Origin of the sequence: Pseudomonas sp. IAC-BECa141 (genome assembly GCF_020544405.1) — a bacterium.
Lineage (GTDB): Bacteria > Pseudomonadota > Gammaproteobacteria > Pseudomonadales > Pseudomonadaceae > Aquipseudomonas.
In genome coordinates, this window is sequence record NZ_CP065410.1 from 6,149,755 (window position 1) to 6,167,784 (window position 18,030).

Annotated in this window: 19 protein-coding genes and 1 pseudogene; 13 read left to right on the plus strand and 7 right to left on the minus strand. The window is 60.0% G+C overall.

The window, feature by feature from the left end; all coding sequences use genetic code 11:
- Positions 1–154 precede the first annotated feature (154 nt).
- On the plus strand, positions 155–1,033 hold the full coding sequence (locus tag I5961_RS28255; RefSeq protein WP_085686042.1) for a Tim44 domain-containing protein: 879 nt from the start codon (positions 155–157) through the stop codon (positions 1,031–1,033).
- A gap of 137 nt (positions 1,034–1,170) precedes the next feature.
- Positions 1,171–1,578, plus strand: a complete 408-nt coding sequence (locus I5961_RS28260) for an SMI1/KNR4 family protein (RefSeq protein WP_007954245.1) — start codon at positions 1,171–1,173, stop codon at positions 1,576–1,578.
- 21 nt (positions 1,579–1,599) lie between these two features.
- On the opposite strand, the gene I5961_RS28265 is transcribed toward I5961_RS28260, so the two are convergent.
- Complete coding sequence (locus tag I5961_RS28265; protein ID WP_085696713.1) at positions 1,600–3,363, minus strand: cation:proton antiporter; 1,764 nt, start codon at positions 3,361–3,363, stop codon at positions 1,600–1,602.
- A 282-nt stretch (positions 3,364–3,645) separates the two neighbouring features.
- On the opposite strand from I5961_RS28265, the gene I5961_RS28270 reads away from it, so the two are divergent.
- On the plus strand, positions 3,646–4,128 hold the full coding sequence (locus I5961_RS28270; RefSeq protein ID WP_003229693.1) for an acyl-CoA thioesterase: 483 nt from the start codon (positions 3,646–3,648) through the stop codon (positions 4,126–4,128).
- A gap of 43 nt (positions 4,129–4,171) precedes the next feature.
- On the opposite strand, the gene pdxY is transcribed toward I5961_RS28270, so the two are convergent.
- Positions 4,172–5,044, minus strand: a complete 873-nt coding sequence (pdxY, locus tag I5961_RS28275; RefSeq protein ID WP_085696711.1) for a pyridoxal kinase PdxY — start codon at positions 5,042–5,044, stop codon at positions 4,172–4,174.
- A 117-nt stretch (positions 5,045–5,161) separates the two neighbouring features.
- Between pdxY and I5961_RS28280 the strand changes: the two genes are divergently transcribed.
- Complete coding sequence (locus I5961_RS28280; RefSeq protein ID WP_085696709.1) at positions 5,162–5,575, plus strand: DUF3301 domain-containing protein; 414 nt, start codon at positions 5,162–5,164, stop codon at positions 5,573–5,575.
- A gap of 1 nt (position 5,576) precedes the next feature.
- On the opposite strand, the pseudogene I5961_RS28285 reads toward I5961_RS28280, so the two are convergent.
- Positions 5,577–6,547, minus strand: a pseudogene (locus tag I5961_RS28285) (CobW family GTP-binding protein).
- 25 nt (positions 6,548–6,572) lie between these two features.
- On the opposite strand from I5961_RS28285, the gene I5961_RS28290 reads away from it, so the two are divergent.
- Complete coding sequence (locus tag I5961_RS28290) at positions 6,573–6,929, plus strand: NADH:ubiquinone oxidoreductase (RefSeq protein WP_227233964.1); 357 nt, start codon at positions 6,573–6,575, stop codon at positions 6,927–6,929.
- Positions 6,930–6,933: 4 nt separating this feature from the next.
- Here the strand turns inward: I5961_RS28290 and I5961_RS28295 are convergent, their stop codons facing one another.
- Positions 6,934–7,584, minus strand: coding sequence for a DUF1826 domain-containing protein (locus I5961_RS28295; RefSeq protein ID WP_227233965.1), 651 nt, complete (start codon positions 7,582–7,584; stop codon positions 6,934–6,936).
- Positions 7,584–8,789, minus strand: coding sequence for a zinc metallochaperone GTPase ZigA (zigA, locus tag I5961_RS28300; protein WP_227233967.1), 1,206 nt, complete (start codon positions 8,787–8,789; stop codon positions 7,584–7,586). The genes I5961_RS28295 and zigA overlap by 1 nt, the downstream gene beginning before the upstream one ends.
- A gap of 223 nt (positions 8,790–9,012) precedes the next feature.
- On the opposite strand from zigA, the gene I5961_RS28305 reads away from it, so the two are divergent.
- Positions 9,013–9,387 carry a glutamine synthetase gene (locus tag I5961_RS28305; protein ID WP_085696698.1) on the plus strand — a complete coding sequence of 125 codons (375 nt, stop codon included), beginning with the start codon at positions 9,013–9,015 and terminating at the stop codon, positions 9,385–9,387.
- On the opposite strand, the gene I5961_RS28310 is transcribed toward I5961_RS28305, so the two are convergent.
- Entirely contained in the window at positions 9,384–10,583 is a 1,200-nt protein-coding gene (locus tag I5961_RS28310) for an N-acetylmuramoyl-L-alanine amidase (RefSeq protein ID WP_085702272.1), read from the minus strand. The genes I5961_RS28305 and I5961_RS28310 overlap by 4 nt on opposite strands.
- Before the next feature lie 84 nt (positions 10,584–10,667).
- On the opposite strand from I5961_RS28310, the gene folE2 reads away from it, so the two are divergent.
- From folE2 to I5961_RS28340, 6 genes are read left to right on the plus strand one after another with little or no spacing between them, the layout of a single operon-like run.
- Positions 10,668–11,564, plus strand: a complete 897-nt coding sequence (gene folE2, locus I5961_RS28315) for a GTP cyclohydrolase FolE2 (RefSeq protein WP_227233969.1) — start codon at positions 10,668–10,670, stop codon at positions 11,562–11,564.
- Positions 11,561–12,229, plus strand: coding sequence for a metal ABC transporter ATP-binding protein (locus tag I5961_RS28320; RefSeq protein WP_227233970.1), 669 nt, complete (start codon positions 11,561–11,563; stop codon positions 12,227–12,229). Before folE2 ends, I5961_RS28320 begins: the two co-directional genes overlap by 4 nt.
- Positions 12,229–13,095 (plus strand): metal ABC transporter permease, encoded by an 867-nt coding sequence (locus I5961_RS28325; RefSeq protein WP_085696690.1) that lies wholly within the window; start codon positions 12,229–12,231, stop codon positions 13,093–13,095. Before I5961_RS28320 ends, I5961_RS28325 begins: the two co-directional genes overlap by 1 nt.
- Before the next feature lie 11 nt (positions 13,096–13,106).
- Positions 13,107–13,982 carry a metal ABC transporter substrate-binding protein gene (locus tag I5961_RS28330; protein WP_227233972.1) on the plus strand — a complete coding sequence of 292 codons (876 nt, stop codon included), beginning with the start codon at positions 13,107–13,109 and terminating at the stop codon, positions 13,980–13,982.
- On the plus strand, positions 13,979–14,539 hold the full coding sequence (locus I5961_RS28335) for a carbonate dehydratase (protein ID WP_011336655.1): 561 nt from the start codon (positions 13,979–13,981) through the stop codon (positions 14,537–14,539). Before I5961_RS28330 ends, I5961_RS28335 begins: the two co-directional genes overlap by 4 nt.
- Before the next feature lie 3 nt (positions 14,540–14,542).
- Positions 14,543–15,880, plus strand: coding sequence for a dihydroorotase (locus tag I5961_RS28340; RefSeq protein ID WP_227233974.1), 1,338 nt, complete (start codon positions 14,543–14,545; stop codon positions 15,878–15,880).
- A gap of 45 nt (positions 15,881–15,925) precedes the next feature.
- Here I5961_RS28340 and I5961_RS28345 read toward each other — a convergent pair whose 3' ends face one another.
- The gene (locus tag I5961_RS28345) at positions 15,926–16,444 is read right to left on the minus strand and encodes a DUF3617 domain-containing protein (protein ID WP_007954220.1); all 519 of its coding nucleotides are present in this window, start codon (positions 16,442–16,444) and stop codon (positions 15,926–15,928) included.
- 146 nt (positions 16,445–16,590) lie between these two features.
- Here I5961_RS28345 and cls point away from each other — a divergent pair, with 146 nt between their 5' ends.
- Positions 16,591–18,030, plus strand: a complete 1,440-nt coding sequence (gene cls / locus I5961_RS28350) for a cardiolipin synthase (protein ID WP_085696684.1) — start codon at positions 16,591–16,593, stop codon at positions 18,028–18,030.

An 18,030-nucleotide genomic window follows, 5' to 3' on the forward strand; every position in this document is an offset into this window, starting at 1 on the left:
CTCCTTTTCCTACAGACAAAAGTACATGGCCTTATTGCCCCGACCGAGCTGAACGTAACCTGTCAGGCAAAAGCCCGAAACACTCTCTCGCTAGCCAGTAACACTTCAGCTGTGCAACATGGCGCGCGTGTCTCCACAAACGGGAATTCCCTTTATGAAACGTTTTCTTAGCATCGCCATGGCGTTGTGCATCGGCCTGACGATGAGCCTCGACGCCAACGCCAAGCGCTTTGGTGGTGGCAAAAGCGCCGGCGCTGCGCCGACGCACCAGACCAGCCAGATGGCTCCTTCTTCTCCAGGCATGGGCGGCGCTGCGGCGACCGCTGGTGCTGCCGGTGCCGCGGGCGCTGCGGCCAAGGCCGGCGGTGCTTCGAAATGGCTCGGCCCTCTGGCGGGCATCGCGGCCGGTGGCCTGCTCGCTTCCATGTTCATGGGCGGCGGCTTCGAAGGCATGCAGTTCTTCGACATCCTGATCATGGCCGTGATCGCGTTCGTGATCTTCCGCTTCATCGCCGCCCGTCGCCGCAAGCAGCAGGAGCAGTTCGCTCCGGCCGGCGCGCCGATGCAGCGTGAAGTGTTCGAACAGAAGCCAGCAGCCATGGGTTCGATCTTCGGTGGTTCGGCCGCGCCTGCTGCCGCCCGTCCGGTGATCAACGCACCGGCCTGGTTCAACGAACAGCGCTTCCTTGAAGCCGCCCGCAGCCACTTCCAGGCGCTGCAGCAGCACTGGGACGCCAACGAGATGGACAAGATCGCCGAGTTCGTGACCCCGCAAATGCTCGAGTTCCTCAAGCGCGAGCGCGCGGAGCTGGGCGACGCGTTCCAGTCCACCTACATCGACAACCTCCAGGTACAACTGGATGGCGTGGATGACCGCGCGGACAAGACCATCGCTACCCTAACCTTCAACGGCGTGTCGAAGACCTCGCGTTTCGATCAGCAGGGCGAAGTGTTCAGCGAAAGCTGGAACATGGAACGTCCACAGGGCGACAACCAGCCTTGGCTGGTCGCCGGTATCCGCCAGAACGGCTGATCACCTCCGACGTTTACGCGCAGTAATGAAAACCCCGGCCTCGGCCGGGGTTTTCTATTTCGCGGTTGCATCTGTAGCGAGCTACTGTATAAACCGGCCCATATGAACCGCGCCATTCAAGCAAGAGGATCCCGGACGTGGAAGAAATCATCGAACAACTGCGCGAAGCCAACGAACCCGTACCGGTTCCCCTGGAGTTGCCTGACGAAGACCAGTTGGTGGAAATCGAAGAAGAGCTCTTCATCAACATCCCGTTCGTCTTCAAAGAGTTTCTGCTGACCGTCAGCGACGTGGTTTACGGCAGCCTGGAGCCGGTGACCGTCACTGACCCGCAATCCCATACCTACCTGCCGGACGTAGCCGCCAATGCCTGGGATGCCGGCGTGCCGCGTGACCTGATCCCGATCTGCCAGGACGGTGACGACTACTACTGCGTCGAAGAAGACGGCACCGTGGTGCTGTGGTCCGGCGAAGAAGAACTGATCACCGAAGAGTCCTGGGAATCGGTCTGGCACTGGGCGCGGGACGTCTGGCTGGAAAGCTGAAACGCCCCTCACCCTGGGAGGTCAATGCCCCGACGACTCCTTGTGGTTGTCGAGGGTTTCCAGCAAGGCCACCTGCATCCGCGTGTGCACCCGGATGAACCAGCGCCAGAGCAGCGCCGCCACGGCGGCCGCGACCACGGCGACCAAGACCAGCAACTTGTTGGTCGGCAAGATACTGGCCGACAAGGCTGCCAGCAGCAGGAAAATCACCAGCAGCGAGATGATCGGGATCACTTCGGCGATTACCCGGCGTACTCGCTGTGTGTGACGCCCCGCCATCTCCGGCTTCACGCCCATCTCCGCCAGCAGCATCGACAGCGCCTTGAGCTTGCGATAGGCCGCGATCAGGAACGGCAACGACACCAGCAATGCCCCGCCCCAGATCAACGCCTTTTGCCAACTCGGATCGCTGATCCAGTCCTGCATCCAGATCGAGAGGCGCCCGGCAAAGAAAGCGCCGGCAAAGAAGATCGCGATCACCAGCGCCAGATTGACCCCGACCTGCAGCAGGATTCGCCGGATCATCGAGGCCAGCATCGCGCCCTCACCCTGCGGCTGAATACTGCGCAGCCATTCGCCATACATCCCGAACACCCGCCCAAGACGCTGCGGCATGGCGGCGGACAGCTTTATCGACAGCGGATCGGCAGCCCGGATCAGGTACGGCGTCAGCAACGTGGTAATCACCGAAACCGCCACGGCCACCGGATAAAGGAAGTTGCTGGTGACCTGCAGCGTCATCCCCAGCGCCGCGATGATGAAGGAGAATTCGCCAATCTGCGAAAGCCCCATCCCGACGCGCAGTGAGGTGCGTCCGTCATTACCGGCGATAAAGGCACCGAGGCCGCAGGACAGCATCTTGCCCAGCACCACGGCTACCGTGATGACCGCGATCGGCCACGCATATTGCAGAAGAATCATCGGGTCGAGCATCAGGCCGATGGCGACGAAGAAGATCGCACTGAACAGGTCGCGAACCGGCTCGATCAGGCGCTCGATTTTCAGCAGTTGCCGCGACTCGGCCATGATTGCGCCGATCAGGAACGCCCCGAGCACCATGCTGTACTCGAGCTTGACCACCAGCAGGCAGAAGCCGAAACACAGGCCCAGCACGGTGATCAGCAGCATCTCGTTGCTTTCGAACTTCGCCACGTAGGCCAACAGTCGTGGCACCAACAGGATGCCGACGACCAACGCGACGATCATGAACAGCGAGAGCTTGCCCACTGTGGAAAACACTTCACCGGAACTCACCGTACCGCTGACCGCAATGCTCGACAGCAAGGCGATGATGCCGATGCCGAGAATGTCCTCGACGATCAGCACGCCGAAGATCAGCTGCGCGAAGCGCTCGTTTTTCATCTTCAGGTCATTGAGTGCCTTGACGATGATGGTGGTCGAGGAAATCGCCAGGATTGCGCCGAGGAACAGCGAATCCATGGTGTTCCAGTCGAACCAGCGGCCGATTTCGTAGCCGATCCAGATCATCAGGACAATTTCCAGGAACGCCGCGATGAATGCCGTGGCGCCGACCTTGAACAGCTTGCGCAGGCTGAACTCCAGGCCCAGGCAGAACATCAGGAAAATCACCCCGAGCTCGGCGAGGGTCTTGATGGTTTCCTCGTCGTGGATCAGGCCGAACGGCGGCGTGTGCGGGCCGATGATGAAGCCGGCGACGATGTAGCCGAGCACTACTGGCTGCTTGAAGCGGTGAAACAGAACGGTCACCACACCTGCGACCAACATGATCACCGCCAGATCCTGAATAAAGCTGATGGCATGCATGGTGTGGGCTCCTTGAATGACGAGGCTCACGCAGGCATGGGAAATGTCTGGGCGAGCTGAGTAAAAATCCGCTTTGGGTGTAGGAATCGCCCTTGGAGAGGCGCTTTTGCAGGGTAACACCGCGACTTCCGGCTGAAAGGCGGTGCAATATATGGAAACAGATCGATTCGGGCGTGACGGCGGCCAGTTGCCTGGCGTCCCGATAACGGTGCTTTTGAAAAGCGACCAGGCACCCGCAGAGGTGTTTCTTTCAGCAACCCTGCCTTGACCCGTGAGAACGTTATGGAACCCGGAAACGCCCAGCTGTCGATGACGGTACTGATGACCCCCGACATGGCCAACTTCTCTGGCAATGTCCACGGCGGCACCCTGCTCAAATACCTCGACGAAGTGGCCTACGCCTGCGCCAGCCGCTATGCCGGCCGCTACGTGGTGACCCTGTCGGTGGATCAGGTGATTTTCCGCGAGCCGATCCACGTCGGCGAACTGGTGACCTTCCTGGCGTCGGTGAACTACACCGGCAATACCTCGATGGAAGTCGGCATCAAAGTGGTGACCGAAAACATCCGCGAGCGCTCGGTGCGCCACACCAACAGCTGCTTCTTCACCATGGTTGCGGTGGACGATCAGCGCAAACCCGCCGCCGTACCGCCGCTGCAACCTCAGAACAGCGAAGACAAACGTCGCTACATGCAGGCGCAGCAACGCCGGCAGATCCGTCAGGAGCTGGAAAAGCGCTATCAGGAAATCAAGGGCGACGCCTGATTGAAAGCGCGCTCGCGGACCCCGTCCGCGAGCGCGGCAATGATCAGAGACTGATCGGCGTAGCCTCGAATTTCACCCGAGGATGCGCAATCCGGTCCTGCGCCCGCACCAATTGCAACTCGTAACTGGCGCAAGCCTGAGTTTCCAGAAGCACCTCATGCACCGCCGCTGCGGTGAATTCGAACGCCGCCACCAGACTGTCGCCGAGCAGCACGCGCGCCAGGAACAGGCCGGACGTGAGATCGCCCACTCCCACCGGCTGACGCGGAAACGCCAGCAGCGGACGCCGCAGATGCCAGCTGCCCTCGGCCGTCACCAGCAGCATCTCAAAGCCATCCGCCGGCTTGCCTGGATAATCCAGATGTTTGACCAGCACCGCTTTCGGCCCACGTGCCAGCAGCGCCCGCGCCATCGCCAGGCAATCGAACAGCGACTGCGGCTTGCGCCCGGCGAAGCTGTCCAGCTCCAACTGGTTCGGACACATGAAATCCGCAACGGCGGCGGCCTCTTCCAGCAAAAACTCACTGACTTCGGCGGGAACGCTGCAACCCTTTTCCGGATGCCCCATCACCGGGTCGCACAGGTAAAGGGCTTTCGGGTTAACCGCTTTGATCCGCTCGATGCCACTGAGAATCGCCCGGCCCTGCGCCGCACTGCCGAGATAGCCGGACAGCACCGCGTCGCAATTACCCAACTCACCGATGGCGGCGATGCCTTCGACCAGCTCGGGGATCCGCTGCGGCACGAGCACTTCTCCGGCCCACTGGCCGTACTGGGTGTGGTTGGAGAACTGCACGGTATTGAGCGGCCAGACATTCACCCCGACCCGCTGCATCGGAAAAACCGCAGCGCTATTGCCGGCGTGGCCGAACACCACATGGGACTGGATGGCGAGCAGATGAGGCGTACGTTTCATTCGGGTTTTTCCGTAAAACGATTGAAATTCAAGCCGCGCAGTATGCGACGAAACGCAGCCTGTACGACAGACCGGCGACGCAGTTAAGCTGACGCCATCATTTGGAGTTTCGTGTTGATGCTCACCCTGGAAAACATTTTCGTGCTGATGCTGTTCGCCGTCGCCGGTGCGTGGCTTTGGCACAACCACGGCTTGCGCGAGCGGGCGCTGGAGCGGGTCAAACAGCATTGCGTGAATGTCGGCGTCGAGTTGCTCGACGGTAACGTGGCGCTGAAGAAGATCGGCCTGATCAAGGACGCCAGTGGCCGGCGACGCCTGGCCCGGGTCTACAATTTCGAATTTACCGTGACCGGCGAAACCCGGCACAACGGCACCATCACCCAGTTCGGAGCACACAGCGCCCAGATCGAGCTGGCGCCCTACCCGGCGCCGTTCGATGACTCACCGCCCGTGGTGGAAGTGACCAAGCCGCGTGGTGAAGTGATCGAGCTGAGCCAATGGCGTCAGGAACACACCAAGTGGAAGCCTTGAATCAGCTCGTCTGAAGCCGGCACTGAGCCAGCGCAGCCTGTAATTCACCGACAGCTTGTGGCTCGTCGAAAATCAGCTCGATCCGGGAGTCCTTGCGCCATTCACTGGGCAGCCAGCTGAGCTCGGCATTGTCCAGCACATTGGCTGACTGCCAGCCGTCCGGGCTGTGAATCACCAGTTTGGCCCGGCGCCAGTTCAGACTTTTCAGCCATTGGGTAATCCCCGATACATCGAATACCTGGCTCGGATGCCAGCGCCAACCGATACTCCAGCCACCTTCCTGCCCCTGACTCAGACAGATCGGCAACGCCGGATCGCTCCAGATGGCCGGCATCTGCGCCAGCCCTTGGGGCACGATCAACTTATCCACACCTGCTTGCGCCTGTACCGCCAGACCCGGCAATTCGCTGAGCGGCAACATTGCCTGCTGCGTCCAGATCAGTCGGGCAGGCGGCAACTGTCGGCTGATTCGCTCGCGCGTGGTCTCGTCGAGGTTTTCCGCTTTGTTCAACAGCAGCAGGCCTGCACTGGCCAAAGCCTCTTGCTGCGCGTCCGGCAACGGTTTGCCTGCGGCGAGAGCCTTGGCGTCCAGTACCAGCACGCAAGGCTGTACGGCGAGTACGCCTTGCCACGGCGCCTCGTTCAGCTGGTTCAGCAACTGCGCCGGATGCCCGAGCCCCGAGGGCTCGATGAACAACCGATCCGGCCGCGCCTTGCGCAACAAACGCCCCAGACCAATCTGGAACGGCGCCCCGTTCACGCAACACAAACAGCCCCGGCCACTTCACCCAGTGCGATACCATCGGCGTCGCGGGTCAACAGCGCAGCGTCGAGCCCGATCTGGCCGAACTCATTGATCAGCACCGCCCAGCGCTCGCCCGCCGGTCGCTGAGCCATGAGCTGGCGGATCAGGCTGGTCTTGCCCGCGCCCAAGGGGCCGGCGATGACATGGGTGGGAATGTTCTGCAACATGATCAAGGTTTTCTGGAGGTCGAAGATGCGGTGGATGGGGTGGTCGTTGCTGTTGATGCTGATGTCCGGCGAGGCTTTGGCACAGGCCTGCGTGGTGCACAGCCAGGCGGAGCGGCTTGACGTGAAAGTCTGCCAGCAAAATCGCAACATCCCGGAAAAACTCTTCAACGACGGCTTCTGCCAGCCGACCCTGGCCGGGCAGAAAGTCGAAGTTCAATACGTCGACCATTGCCCCGCCGGCGCATTCGGCGTGTGCAGCAACGCGCAAGTCGCCAATATGCCTTATCGCCAGGATATCCACTATTACGGCGTTGCCACCGATGCGGCGTATTTGCAGCCCTATTGCGAGGCTCAGAGCCAAGGGGAATGGCTCAAGCCCTGAGGTGCTAGCCGAGCCAGTCGAGGGTCAGCATCAGCCGCCGCTCACCCGGCGCCGGCTGCGGCGAGCGATGGATCAGCCCGAAACCTTCGTTGCCGTGCCATTTTTCGCCTTTGAGCAATGCCACCTCGCCCCGATTCATTTGCTGAATCCGTGACGTTTCCTGCGGCTCGGCTTGCGGTTGGCCAAGTTGCCGACGGTCCATCTGCCCTTCCCTTAGCCATTCGCTGCCGACACCTGCATACGTCGTAATCAATCGCACCGGCACATGATCGACGTGAAAACGCGGACACATGGCCTTGTCCAATACCCGCAGACGCAAACCGATCCGCCGTGCACCCAACAGGCAGGCGAAGGCACTGATCAACCATTTCAGGTCGGCGATAAACCCTTCGTAACCCTGCAGATCACGAAAACCGCTGGCCAGTCCCGTGAGATCCGGCTCTGCGTCATCGTCCGGCAATTCCAGGCACAGCGCCTCTGCGTAAGGTTCGTTCAGAGAAAGTAACAGGTCCGCAAATTCGGAAATATGCAGCGGAAGCTGGCGTTGCCAGACCGCGAGGTTGGTCTCGTCGTCAAGAATGTCCGCCAGCGTCTGCGGGGTCTGGCCGAACGATTGATGACGCGTGCAGCCGGGCAGCGGTTTCAGGGCGAGCATCAGGCCACCTCGTCGTGCCAGGAGCCAAAGGGATCGTGCAGTTGTCGCCAGCCTTGAGTACCGAGCGCCATTTCGGCATCGGTCAGCAGGCAATCATCCAGTTCCGACGACAGCTGTGCGAAATCGATGTTCTGCCCGATAAACACCAGCTCCTGGCGACAATCGCCTACGCTGGCGATCCAGTTTTCCATGATTGCAGCTGTACTTTCCTGATCCTGCGGCCACTGTTCTTTCGGCACAAAGCGCCACCAGCGCCCGGCGAAACCGTGGCGCATCAGGCCTCCGGCCTGGGACCAGCTGCCAGCGTCGGTGGGTTTGCTGGCCAGCCAGAAGAAGCCTTTGGAGCGCAGCAGTTTGCCGTTTACCCAAGGGCGATCGATGAAGTCAAAAAAGCGCTGTGGATGAAAGGGCCGACGCGCCCGATAGGCTGTGGATGCGATGCCGTACTCCTCGGTTTCCGGCACATGGTTCCCACGCAGTTCCTGCAACCAGCCTGGGGCCTGGGCAGCTTTTTCGAAGTCGAAACGACCGGTGTTGAGAATTTTCTCCAGCGGTACTTCACCCATGACCATCGGGATGATCTCGGCCTGAGCGTTGAGACGTCTGAGAATGGCCATCAGCTCCTCCCGCTCGCGACTGCTGATCAGGTCGATCTTGCTGATCAACAGAACGTCGGCGAACTCGATCTGTTCGATCAGCAGATCGGTGATCGAACGCTCATCCTCTTCACCGAGAAATTCGCCACGGGAAGCGAGATTTTCAGCAGCCTGGTAGTCCGGCAGGAAATTCATGCCGTCGACTACAGTGACCATAGTGTCGAGGCGAGCGATGTCGGCAAGGCTTTGCCCCTGCTCATCGCGGAAGGTGAACGTCTCGGCCACTGGCAATGGCTCGGAGATTCCAGTGGATTCGATCAGCAGGTAATCGAAACGGCCTTCACGAGCCAGCTGGCTGACCTCTTCAAGCAGGTCTTCGCGTAACGTACAGCAGATACAGCCGTTGCTCATTTCCACGAGCTTCTCTTCGGCACGATTCAGGCTGACATCACGCTGGACTTCGCTGCCATCGATATTGATCTCGCTCATATCGTTGACAATAACGGCAACGCGCAGATCGTCTCTGTTACGTAGTACGTAATTCAAAAGTGTACTTTTTCCGGCGCCGAGAAAGCCGGACAAAACGGTCACGGGAAGTCGGGAAGACATTGGATAAACCTCATCAGACGTTCGCTAAACAGCGCTGGAAGCTCTCGGGGCTAGCGTTCTTGGGCTTCGATAAGATCACCTGGGAAGCGGACGCTTGAAAAAGAAGCCACGAAAAGCCTTGTCTGAATAATGTTATAGTATAACAACAAATTCAATCTACTCTCTTCTTGCCCAAAGTGACAAAGGGCCGGAAGCTGCAATCAGTTTGTCGCCGAGTGACGTCATGGAAACCGTGCTGAAGTACTCGCTTATCTGCCTGGCAATGCTGACGCTGAGTGCCGAAGCACAAGTGCCGGGGCTCGCCAACTGCACACGCAGCGCAAACCTGTTGGCTTGCATTGATGCCAACGGCAACGCCTATAGCGTCAACACCGTCGGCAGCACAATTTACGTGCGCGGATTCGAGAAAGCGGGCAACCGCTACTGGGCACAAACCAATAGCCGTTATGGGCAACTCACGTTCTTCACCGGCATCGCTTCTGATGGAGAAGCCTGGGTTGGCTACAACCGGCGCGTAGGCTGGACGACGATCAATCGGTTCTCCAGCTCCGGCGGCAGCAGTGCGAAGTTCACCTGCAGCCGGATCATCGGGTGTTAAACCCGTGATCCTTTCTGCTCTTGTTGCCAGGCCATGTAGCTGTCGATGGGTGGATTTTTCTGGAAATAGCGCTGCAAGCCGTCAAACAAACCATCAGCCACGGCCTGTTGATGACGCGCCGTCACCAGGCGCTGACTGTCCCGCGCGTTGGAAATGAACCCGGTTTCCACAAGAATTGACGGCACGTCCGGTGATTTCAGAACAGCAAATCCAGCCTGTTCCACGCGCTTTTGGTGCAGCGTGGTGATGCCGGCCAGACTGCTCAGCACTGTGCTTCCGAGTTGCAAACTGGCAGCGAGGGTCGCGTTCATCGACATGTCGAGAATCACGCCAGCAAGCATCGGATCCTTGTCCTTGAGATTGAGCAGGCTGGTTGCACCGAGCAGATCCACGCCGTTCTCACGCTGCGCCATGAACCGTGCGGTGGCGGACGTAGCACCGCCTTCGGACAAGCAATACACCGACGCCCCGGAAGCCGTCAGACGTGGCGCAGCATCGGCGTGTACCGAAATGAACATGTCGGCCTTGTGCTGACGGGCTATCTCTACACGTTTGCGCAACGGGACAAAGAAATCGTCGTTACGGACCAGCTTCACATCAAAGCCTTTCTCTCGCTTGAGTCTTCGTGCGAGCAGTCGCGCAATGGACAGAACTACATCCTTTTCCCGCTCGCCTTTGGTGCCGATTGCACCTGGATCTTTCCCGCCATGACCCGGGTCGACTACCACCATGATGTCGCGCTTGGGATGGGATTTTTCTTGTGGTGTTTCACGTGGAACGCTTGCCGGAAGCTCTGCCGGAGCTCCCATCAAGTCCAAAACCAAGCGGTGACCTTGTCCATCCTGAGGCGCCAGCAAGAAAGAATTAAGCTGAACCGGACTGCTTAAATCCAGCACGATCCGGGCGTTTCCTTGGCCAAAATGGCCGGAGCGAATCGAGCGAATCGGGGTGCCGGATAACGCTAATTGGCTGAAATCGCCGTCCAGGCTCGCCCCGCTCAAATCGATAATCAACCGCTCAGGCGTACTCAAAGTGAATGTCTTGTAGCTCACAGGCCCGCTTAGATCGAATACCAGCCGAAGCTTTTCATCCGAACGCCAAAGCCGAGCATTCCGTATCTGCGCGGCGGGCACTGAAAAAGGCAAAACAAAGGCCGCGCTGGCCAGCATCAAGTTGAGCAAGTGGCGTCTGTGCATATGAAAGCCTGTTCATGAAAAAGGCATCGTGGTTTGAATTGTTATAATGTAACATCAAATCCAATAACCATCATGGAACTGCTCATGAACGCGCTGACTTTGCCGGATGTCGCGGCTCAAGCCGCTCGCCAGGCCCTGCCTCTCGAATGGGTGGGGATGTGCGGCATCGCTTTACCTGTGTTTATCGAAGGCCAGCGCCTGGCCGCAAAAGCGGATGCAGGCGTCAGTCTTGATGATGGAGACGCACGCGGCATTCACATGTCGCGACTGTATCTGGGGCTGGAAACGCTGGAGCAGCAGAATCTTTCGCCGGCCCTTCTGCGACAAGTTCTGCAACGCTTCCTCGACAGCCACGAAGAGCTCTCCGACGCCGCCTATCTCAATATCCACGCTGATTTACTGCTCAGAAGGCCGGCATTGGTCAGCCCGTTGGCAGGATGGAAAACCTATCCGGTCACTGTTTCAGCCCAGCTAAAAAACAAAGTGTTCCACGTGGAACTGAAAATTAACGTCGCGTACTCCTCAACTTGCCCCTGTTCCGCGGCATTGGCGAGGCAGTTGATCCAGCAACAATTCGTCGACGATTTCGCCAACAAACCGCTGCAACACGCCGATGTGTTGGCGTGGTTGGGCTCGACCCAAGGCATTGTCGCCACACCTCACAGTCAACGCAGTACTGCGCAGTTGCATCTACATCTGGATGAATTCATTGATGAACTGCCGCTGACATCCATCATCAACGACGCCGAAGCAGCCCTCGGCACCGCTGTACAAACCGCTGTAAAACGCGCCGACGAACAAGCCTTCGCCCTCGCAAACGGCCAGAACCTGATGTTCTGCGAAGATGCTGCCCGCCGCCTGAACCAGACACTGCGCCGCTCACCGGGTGTCAGCGAATTCCATGTTCGAGTTATCCACGCCGAAAGCCTTCACGCTCACGACGCCGTCGCCGAGAGTCATTGGCGCCGGGAGCAGCCATGATTCGTTGCCAGAATCTGAGCTGGGGAGCACCCGGCCAACCACTTACCGCGCCGCTTGACCTAAAGCTGGAAAGCGGCAGCCTGACGGCAATCATCGGCGTCAACGGCAGCGGCAAAAGCAGCCTGCTCAAAGTCATCGCCGGGTTACAGCGACCATTGGCCGGCAAGGTCGAACTGAGTGTTCCACGCCAAAGCGGTTTGTCCTTCCTGCCTCAACAGCAGCATCTGGATCGACAGTTCCCGATCAGCCTCCAGGAATTGGTGGCTGCAGGTTTTTGGGGACGCCGACTGTCATCGCAACTCAGGGCTCAACGTCTTGAATCCGCACTCGAAGATTGGCACCTCGGCGGGCTGGAACATCGTCCCCTGATGGCCCTCTCCGGCGGAGAACTGCAACGCGCCCTGCTCGCCCGATTGAGCCTGGCCGACACACCGTTGCTGCTGCTCGACGAACCCCATGCCGCACTCGACGAACTGGGTCAGACATTGCTGTGGCAACACCTGCACGCCTGGCATGAGCAGGGACGAACCCTGGTCGTGGTTTGCCATGACCTTGCCGCCGTGCGCCAACACATTCCACAAACCTTGCTGATCAAACCGAGCGGCTGCGCATTCGGCAGCAGCGTCGACCTCATCCAGCAAACGCCTCACACGCAGGTGGCCTGATGCTCACGCTCAGTCATTTATGGCAGCCGTTCCACGAGTTCGTCTTCATGCGTCGGGCCTTGCTGGGCGGTCTGGTATTGGCGTGCAGCACCGCACCACTGGGCGTTTTCCTGATCCTGCGGCGGATGAGCCTGATCGGTGATGCCGTCGCCCACGGCATTCTCCCCGGCGCCGCATTGGGGTTCTGGTTCGCCGGGCTGAGTCTTCCCGCGCTGACCCTCGGCGGGCTCGGTGCCGGCCTGAGCATGGCCGGACTCGCCGCGTGGATCACTCGACGCACCGGCCTGCGCGAAGACGCCAGCCTCGCGGCCATCTATCCCATCTCGCTGGCGAGCGGCGTGCTGATTCTCGGCATCGCCGGCAAGCGACTGGATTTGCTGCACCTGCTGTTCGGCTCTGCACTGGCGGTCGACGGGCCAACCCTTAACGGCATGTTGTGGGTATCAGCGCTTAGCCTGATGGCCATGGCATTAATCTACAAACCCTTGCTCCTCGACACGCTCGATCCGTTTTTCCTGCGCACGGTCAGCCGACTCGGCCCCGTCGCCCATGGCGTGTTCCTGACGCTGGTGGTGCTCAACCTGGTGATCGGTTTCCAGGCCATCGGCGCCCTGATGGTGGTCGGTCTGATGATGCTGCCAGCCGCCGCCTCACGCTTCTGGAGTCGACGCCTGCCGATCCTGATCGCCATCGCCGCGCTCATTGGCTGCGCATCGGTATGGCTCGGTCTGTTGCTGTCGTTCTACTACTCGCTGCCCAGCGGCCCGGCCATCGTGCTGGTCGCCGGTGGCGGCTATGTGTTTTCCGTGGTGTTCGGACCGGTTCACGGTCTGTTGCGCCGCCCGCCTTTGCTCACATCCCAATGAGGAGTTTCCCGATGCGCGCTCTACTCGTGCTGTTCAGCCTGATGCTGTCGATGTCGTTATCGGCGGCGGAAAAACTGCCGGTGGTCACCAGTTTCAGCATCCTTGCCGACATGGTGCATCAGGTCGGCGGTGAGCATATCCAGATCATCAACATGGTCGGCCCTGACGCTGATGCCCACACTTACGAACCCACTCCGGATGACGCCAAGGCCCTGCTCAAGGCGAAACTGATCGTCAAGAACGGGCTGGGTTTCGAGCCTTGGCTGGATCGGCTGGTCGCCAGCACCAACACAAGAGCCCCAGTGATCAGTGCCAGTCGCGGCGTGATTCCGCGCTCGCTGGATGAGGACGGCGAAACCGTCCCCGACCCTCACGCCTGGCACAACCTGGCAAACGCCGAGCTGTACGTTGCCAACATTACCAAGGCGCTGATCGCTGCTGATCCGGCCAACAAAGCCGACTACGAGCGCAACAGCCAGGCCTACCTGAAACAGATCTACGCCCTCCTCGCCCAAGCGAAAACCAAGCTCGGTTCACTGCCGCCGGGCAACCGCAAGATCGTCACCAGCCATGACGCCTTCGGTTATCTCGGTCAGGCCTACGGCATCGACTTCATGGCGCCACAAGGACTGTCCACCGAACGCGAACCTTCTGCTGCCGAAGTCGCCGCGCTGATCACCCAGATCCGCCAGGCCAAGGTCAAAGCGGTGTTCATGGAAAACATCAAGGACGCGCGCCTGCTGAAACAGATCGCCGACGAAAGCGGCGCACACATCGGCGGCACGCTGTACTCCGACGCCCTCGCCGCAAACGGTCCGGCCAGTACTTTCACCGGGCTGTTCGAATACAACCTCAACACTCTCTACCAAGCCCTGAGCCAGCCATGATCCGAAAAAATCCTTCCGGTGATTTGCCGCAGATTGCCGAGTCTGCCTACGTCGATAAAACCGCGATCATTTGCGGCAAAGTGGTGATCGGCGAAAACGTTTTCGTCGGCCCGTACGCGGTGATCCGCGCTGATGAAGTGGACGCCACCGGCGAGATGGAACCGATCACCATCGGCGCCAATTCGAACATCCAGGACGGCGTGGTGATCCACTCCAAATCCGGCGCAGCGGTGACCATCGGCGAATTCAGCTCCATCGCCCACCGTTCGATCGTGCATGGCCCGTGCACGGTCGGCGACCGCGTTTTCATCGGCTTCAACAGCGTGCTGTTCAACTGCGTGGTCGGTAACGGTTGCGTGGTGCGGCACAACTCGGTGGTCGACGGCCGGGACCTGCCGGACGCGTTCTATGTGCCCTCCACCACCCGCATCGGTCCGGGTACCGACCTCTCGCAATTCCCGCCGGTGAGCGTCAGCGCCTCCGAGTTTTCCGAAGACGTGGCGCGTACCAACGTCGACCTGGTGCGCGGCTACAAAGCCCTGCAGAACGAGTTCTGAATCATGAGCAGTGTGTTGATTCGCAATGCGCGGCTGGTGAACGAAGGTCGTCAGTTCGACGCCGATCTGTTGGTCAGCAACGGGCGCATCGTCAAGATCGCCGGCAGCATCGAAGGTGAAAACGCGACCCGTGAAATCGACGCCAACGGCCAATGGTTGCTGCCGGGCATGATTGACGACCAGGTGCATTTTCGCGAGCCGGGTGCACCGGCCAAGGGCAGCATCCACACCGAATCCCGTGCTGCCGTGGTTGGGGGCATCACCAGTTTCATGGACATGCCCAACACCAACCCTGCCACGCTGACCCTTGAAGCGCTGGCCGACAAAAAGCGCCGGGCAGCGATCACCTCGGTGGCCAACTACGGTTTTCACTTCGGTGTCAGTCACGACAATCTGGACACCGTCGCGGCGCTCAATCCCTGTGAAGTGGCCGGTGTGAAAGTGTTCATGGGCGCGTCCACCGGCAACATGCTGGTGGACGACCCGAACACCCTCGAGCGCCTGTTCGCGCAAGTGCCGACGATTCTGCTGGCCCACTGTGAACACACGCCGAGCATCGAAGTGAATGCCGGGAATCTGCGTGAGCGCTACGGCAATCATTTGCCAGCCGATGCCCACGCGCTGATCCGCAATGCGGATACCTGCTTTCGTTCGTCGTCTCTGGCAGTGGATCTGGCGAAACGTCACGGCACTCGTCTGCACGTCCTGCACCTGACCACGGCCCGCGAACTGGCGTTGTTCGAAGACAAGCCGCTGTCGCAAAAACGCATCACCGCCGAAGTCTGCCTGCACCATCTACTGTTCGATGACCGTGACTATCCGAACCTCGGCAACCTGATCAAATGCAATCCGGCGATCAAGTCCCAAAGCGATCGCGACGCCCTGCGCCAGGCACTGCTAAGCAATCGGCTGGACGTGATCGGCAGCGATCATGCGCCGCACACCTGGGCGGAAAAACAGCAAGCGTATGAACAGGCGCCGTCCGGGCTGCCACTGGTGCAACACGCGCTGCCGGCGTTGTTGGAACTGGTGGCGGATGGCGTGCTGCCGATCACCACACTGGTGGCCAAGACCAGTCACCGGGTGGCGGATCTGTTTGCCATTCCGGATCGCGGCTATTTGCGTGAGGGGTATTGGGCGGATCTGGTGTTGGTGCAACCGGAGCCCAAGGGTGTCGCGGTGTCACGCCAGCCGGTTCTGTCGCAATGCGGCTGGACGCCGTTCGCTCAGCGCAGCTTTCGGCATCGGGTCAGCACGACGGTGGTTTCGGGGCAAATTGCGTGGCATGACCATCGGATCCATGACAACTGTCAGGGATTGCCGCTGCGGTTCATGCGCTGAAAAAAACCGCCTCCACTCGATGTGGAGGCGGTTTCGACAGTGACGTTACGCTCTCGGTTTGACCGTACCGCAATCCTGACCCAGCCAGACTGCCCGGGTTTCCAGACTGCCCTTCTGGTTGATCCCGATGGCGTTGAAAGTACCGTTGGCGACGGTGGTGAACTCGCGGTCACTGAGGAACGTCGCGACACCGGTGCCTTGGGCTTTCGGGCAACTGAAGCGGAATTTCCACTGGTTGCCGACACGCTCGGTGATCTGCTGCTTGCAGCCCGACTGCGGATCCGCCAATGGAATATCGTTGGTCGCCACCTGCTGCGGCGTCAGACAGGCGCGAATGCCCTTGCCGCCGATGTTGATCCCCTGCTTCTCCAGTTCAGCCCGTTGTTGCGGAGTGATCTGGCCCTGAATCTGGCCGAGGATCGACTGCACATCCATCACCTGATCATCGACCTTCACATTGCTCGACGTCATTTCCCACAACCCCGGCTGCAGCATTTGCGCCTGAGCAACCACCGGCAAGGCCAAACCCAGGCCCAGCGCCAAACCCAGCAGACGAACGTTCATTGAAAAACTCCTGATCAGTAGTGGCCGTTAGACGCCGGCCGCCTGTTTCGGTTCATGGCGGACGCTGGCGACTTGAAAACAAATAGCGACAATCGCCCTGGAACATGGTCTGTTAAGCATTGAATCTTCAGGAGCAAGGTTGCCCCATGGATTATTTCGGACCGCACATCTTCGGTTACCTGATCGCCCTGATACACACCCTCGGCTCGATCGCTGCGATCCATGCCGTATTGACCGTACGCACGGCACAAGGCTCGATTGCCTGGGCGCTGTCGCTGATCTTCATTCCCTACCTCACCCTCATCCCGTATCTGGTGTTCGGCCGCAGCACCTTCGATGGCTACATCAAGGCCCGCCGCCAGGCCAACGAACAGATGCGCCAGGCGATTTCCGAACTCAACTGGCGGCCGTGGGTGGAAGAAGCCTTGACCGCCCGCGCCTCGAATGCGTATGACTCGTTGCGGGCGATGCCGAAACTGGGGCGCATGCCGTGCCTGGCCAACAATGAAGTGCGATTGCTGATCAACGGTGCCGCCACCTTCGAGGCGATTTTCCACGCAATCGACCAGGCGCGGGAAGCCGTGCTGATCCAGTTTTTTATCATTCACGACGATCGACTCGGTCAGCGCCTGCGTGACCTGTTGCTGAAAAAAGCGGCCGAAGGCGTGGTGATCCATTTGCTCTATGACCGCATCGGCAGCCACGCCCTGCCCCACAGCTACGTGCAGGCGCTGCGCGATGGCGGCGTCGAGGTCAAAGCATTTGCCACCCGCGGCGGCTGGCTCAATCGTTTCCAGGTGAATTTCCGCAACCACCGAAAGATCGTGGTGGTCGACGGGCTGATCGGGTTTGTCGGCGGCCACAACGTCGGCGACGAGTACATGGGTGAAAAACCACCGCTGGCACCGTGGCGCGATACCCACGTCCAGGTGCGCGGCCCGGTGGTCGCGTGCATGCAGGAGTCATTTGCCGAAGACTGGTTCTGGGCCGCGCGGTCATTGCCGCCGCTGATCCTGCCGGACGCCTACCCGGAGGACGGCGTACTTTGCCAATTACTCGCCAGTGGCCCGGCGGATGCCTACGAAACCTGCTCGCTGTTCTTCGTCGAAGCCATCCACGCCGCCACCGAGCGCGTGTGGATCACCAGCCCCTACTTCATTCCCGACGAAGCCGTGTTCGCCGCATTACGCCTCGCGGTATTGCGCGGGGTCGACGTGCGTCTGCTGCTGCCTTCGCGTCCCGACCACCGCATCGTCTACGCCGCATCCAGCCTGTACGCGTTCGAAGCGGTGCGCGCCGGCGTGCGGGTATTCCGCTATGAACCGGGATTCCTGCATCAAAAAGTGGTGTTGATCGACAGCGAAATCAGCGCCATCGGCAGCGCCAATCTGGACAACCGCTCGTTCCGGCTGAATTTCGAAGTGATGCTGCTGACCGTCGACAGCGAATTCGCCGCCAGCGTGGAACAGATGCTCAATGACGACTTTGCCCAAGCCTACGAGGTCGCCAAAGAAGAAAGCCGGGAGATCCATCGCCTGCAACAGGTCGGCATGCGGATCGCCCGGCTGATTTCACCGATTCTCTAG

Bases quoted from the DNA above. Each gene is read 5' to 3' on its own strand.
- I5961_RS28340 (WP_227233974.1), top strand. From the start codon at position 14,543: ATGAGCAGTGTGTTGATTCGCAATGCGCGGCTGGTGAACGAAGGTCGT.
- I5961_RS28345 (WP_007954220.1), bottom strand. From the start codon at position 16,444: ATGAACGTTCGTCTGCTGGGTTTGGCGCTGGGCCTGGGTTTGGCCTTG.
- I5961_RS28305 (WP_085696698.1), top strand. From the start codon at position 9,013: ATGGAAACCGTGCTGAAGTACTCGCTTATCTGCCTGGCAATGCTGACG.
- pdxY (WP_085696711.1), bottom strand. From the start codon at position 5,044: ATGAAACGTACGCCTCATCTGCTCGCCATCCAGTCCCATGTGGTGTTC.
- I5961_RS28265 (WP_085696713.1), bottom strand. From the start codon at position 3,363: ATGCATGCCATCAGCTTTATTCAGGATCTGGCGGTGATCATGTTGGTC.
- I5961_RS28280 (WP_085696709.1), top strand. From the start codon at position 5,162: ATGCTCACCCTGGAAAACATTTTCGTGCTGATGCTGTTCGCCGTCGCC.
- cls (WP_085696684.1), top strand. From the start codon at position 16,591: ATGGATTATTTCGGACCGCACATCTTCGGTTACCTGATCGCCCTGATA.
- I5961_RS28320 (WP_227233970.1), top strand. From the start codon at position 11,561: ATGATTCGTTGCCAGAATCTGAGCTGGGGAGCACCCGGCCAACCACTT.
- I5961_RS28255 (WP_085686042.1), top strand. From the start codon at position 155: ATGAAACGTTTTCTTAGCATCGCCATGGCGTTGTGCATCGGCCTGACG.
- zigA (WP_227233967.1), bottom strand. From the start codon at position 8,789: ATGTCTTCCCGACTTCCCGTGACCGTTTTGTCCGGCTTTCTCGGCGCC.
- I5961_RS28295 (WP_227233965.1), bottom strand. From the start codon at position 7,584: ATGCTCGCCCTGAAACCGCTGCCCGGCTGCACGCGTCATCAATCGTTC.
- I5961_RS28330 (WP_227233972.1), top strand. From the start codon at position 13,107: ATGCGCGCTCTACTCGTGCTGTTCAGCCTGATGCTGTCGATGTCGTTA.
- I5961_RS28335 (WP_011336655.1), top strand. From the start codon at position 13,979: ATGATCCGAAAAAATCCTTCCGGTGATTTGCCGCAGATTGCCGAGTCT.
- I5961_RS28270 (WP_003229693.1), top strand. From the start codon at position 3,646: ATGGAACCCGGAAACGCCCAGCTGTCGATGACGGTACTGATGACCCCC.
- I5961_RS28310 (WP_085702272.1), bottom strand. From the start codon at position 10,583: ATGCACAGACGCCACTTGCTCAACTTGATGCTGGCCAGCGCGGCCTTT.
- I5961_RS28325 (WP_085696690.1), top strand. From the start codon at position 12,229: ATGCTCACGCTCAGTCATTTATGGCAGCCGTTCCACGAGTTCGTCTTC.
- I5961_RS28290 (WP_227233964.1), top strand. From the start codon at position 6,573: ATGCGGTGGATGGGGTGGTCGTTGCTGTTGATGCTGATGTCCGGCGAG.
- folE2 (WP_227233969.1), top strand. From the start codon at position 10,668: ATGAACGCGCTGACTTTGCCGGATGTCGCGGCTCAAGCCGCTCGCCAG.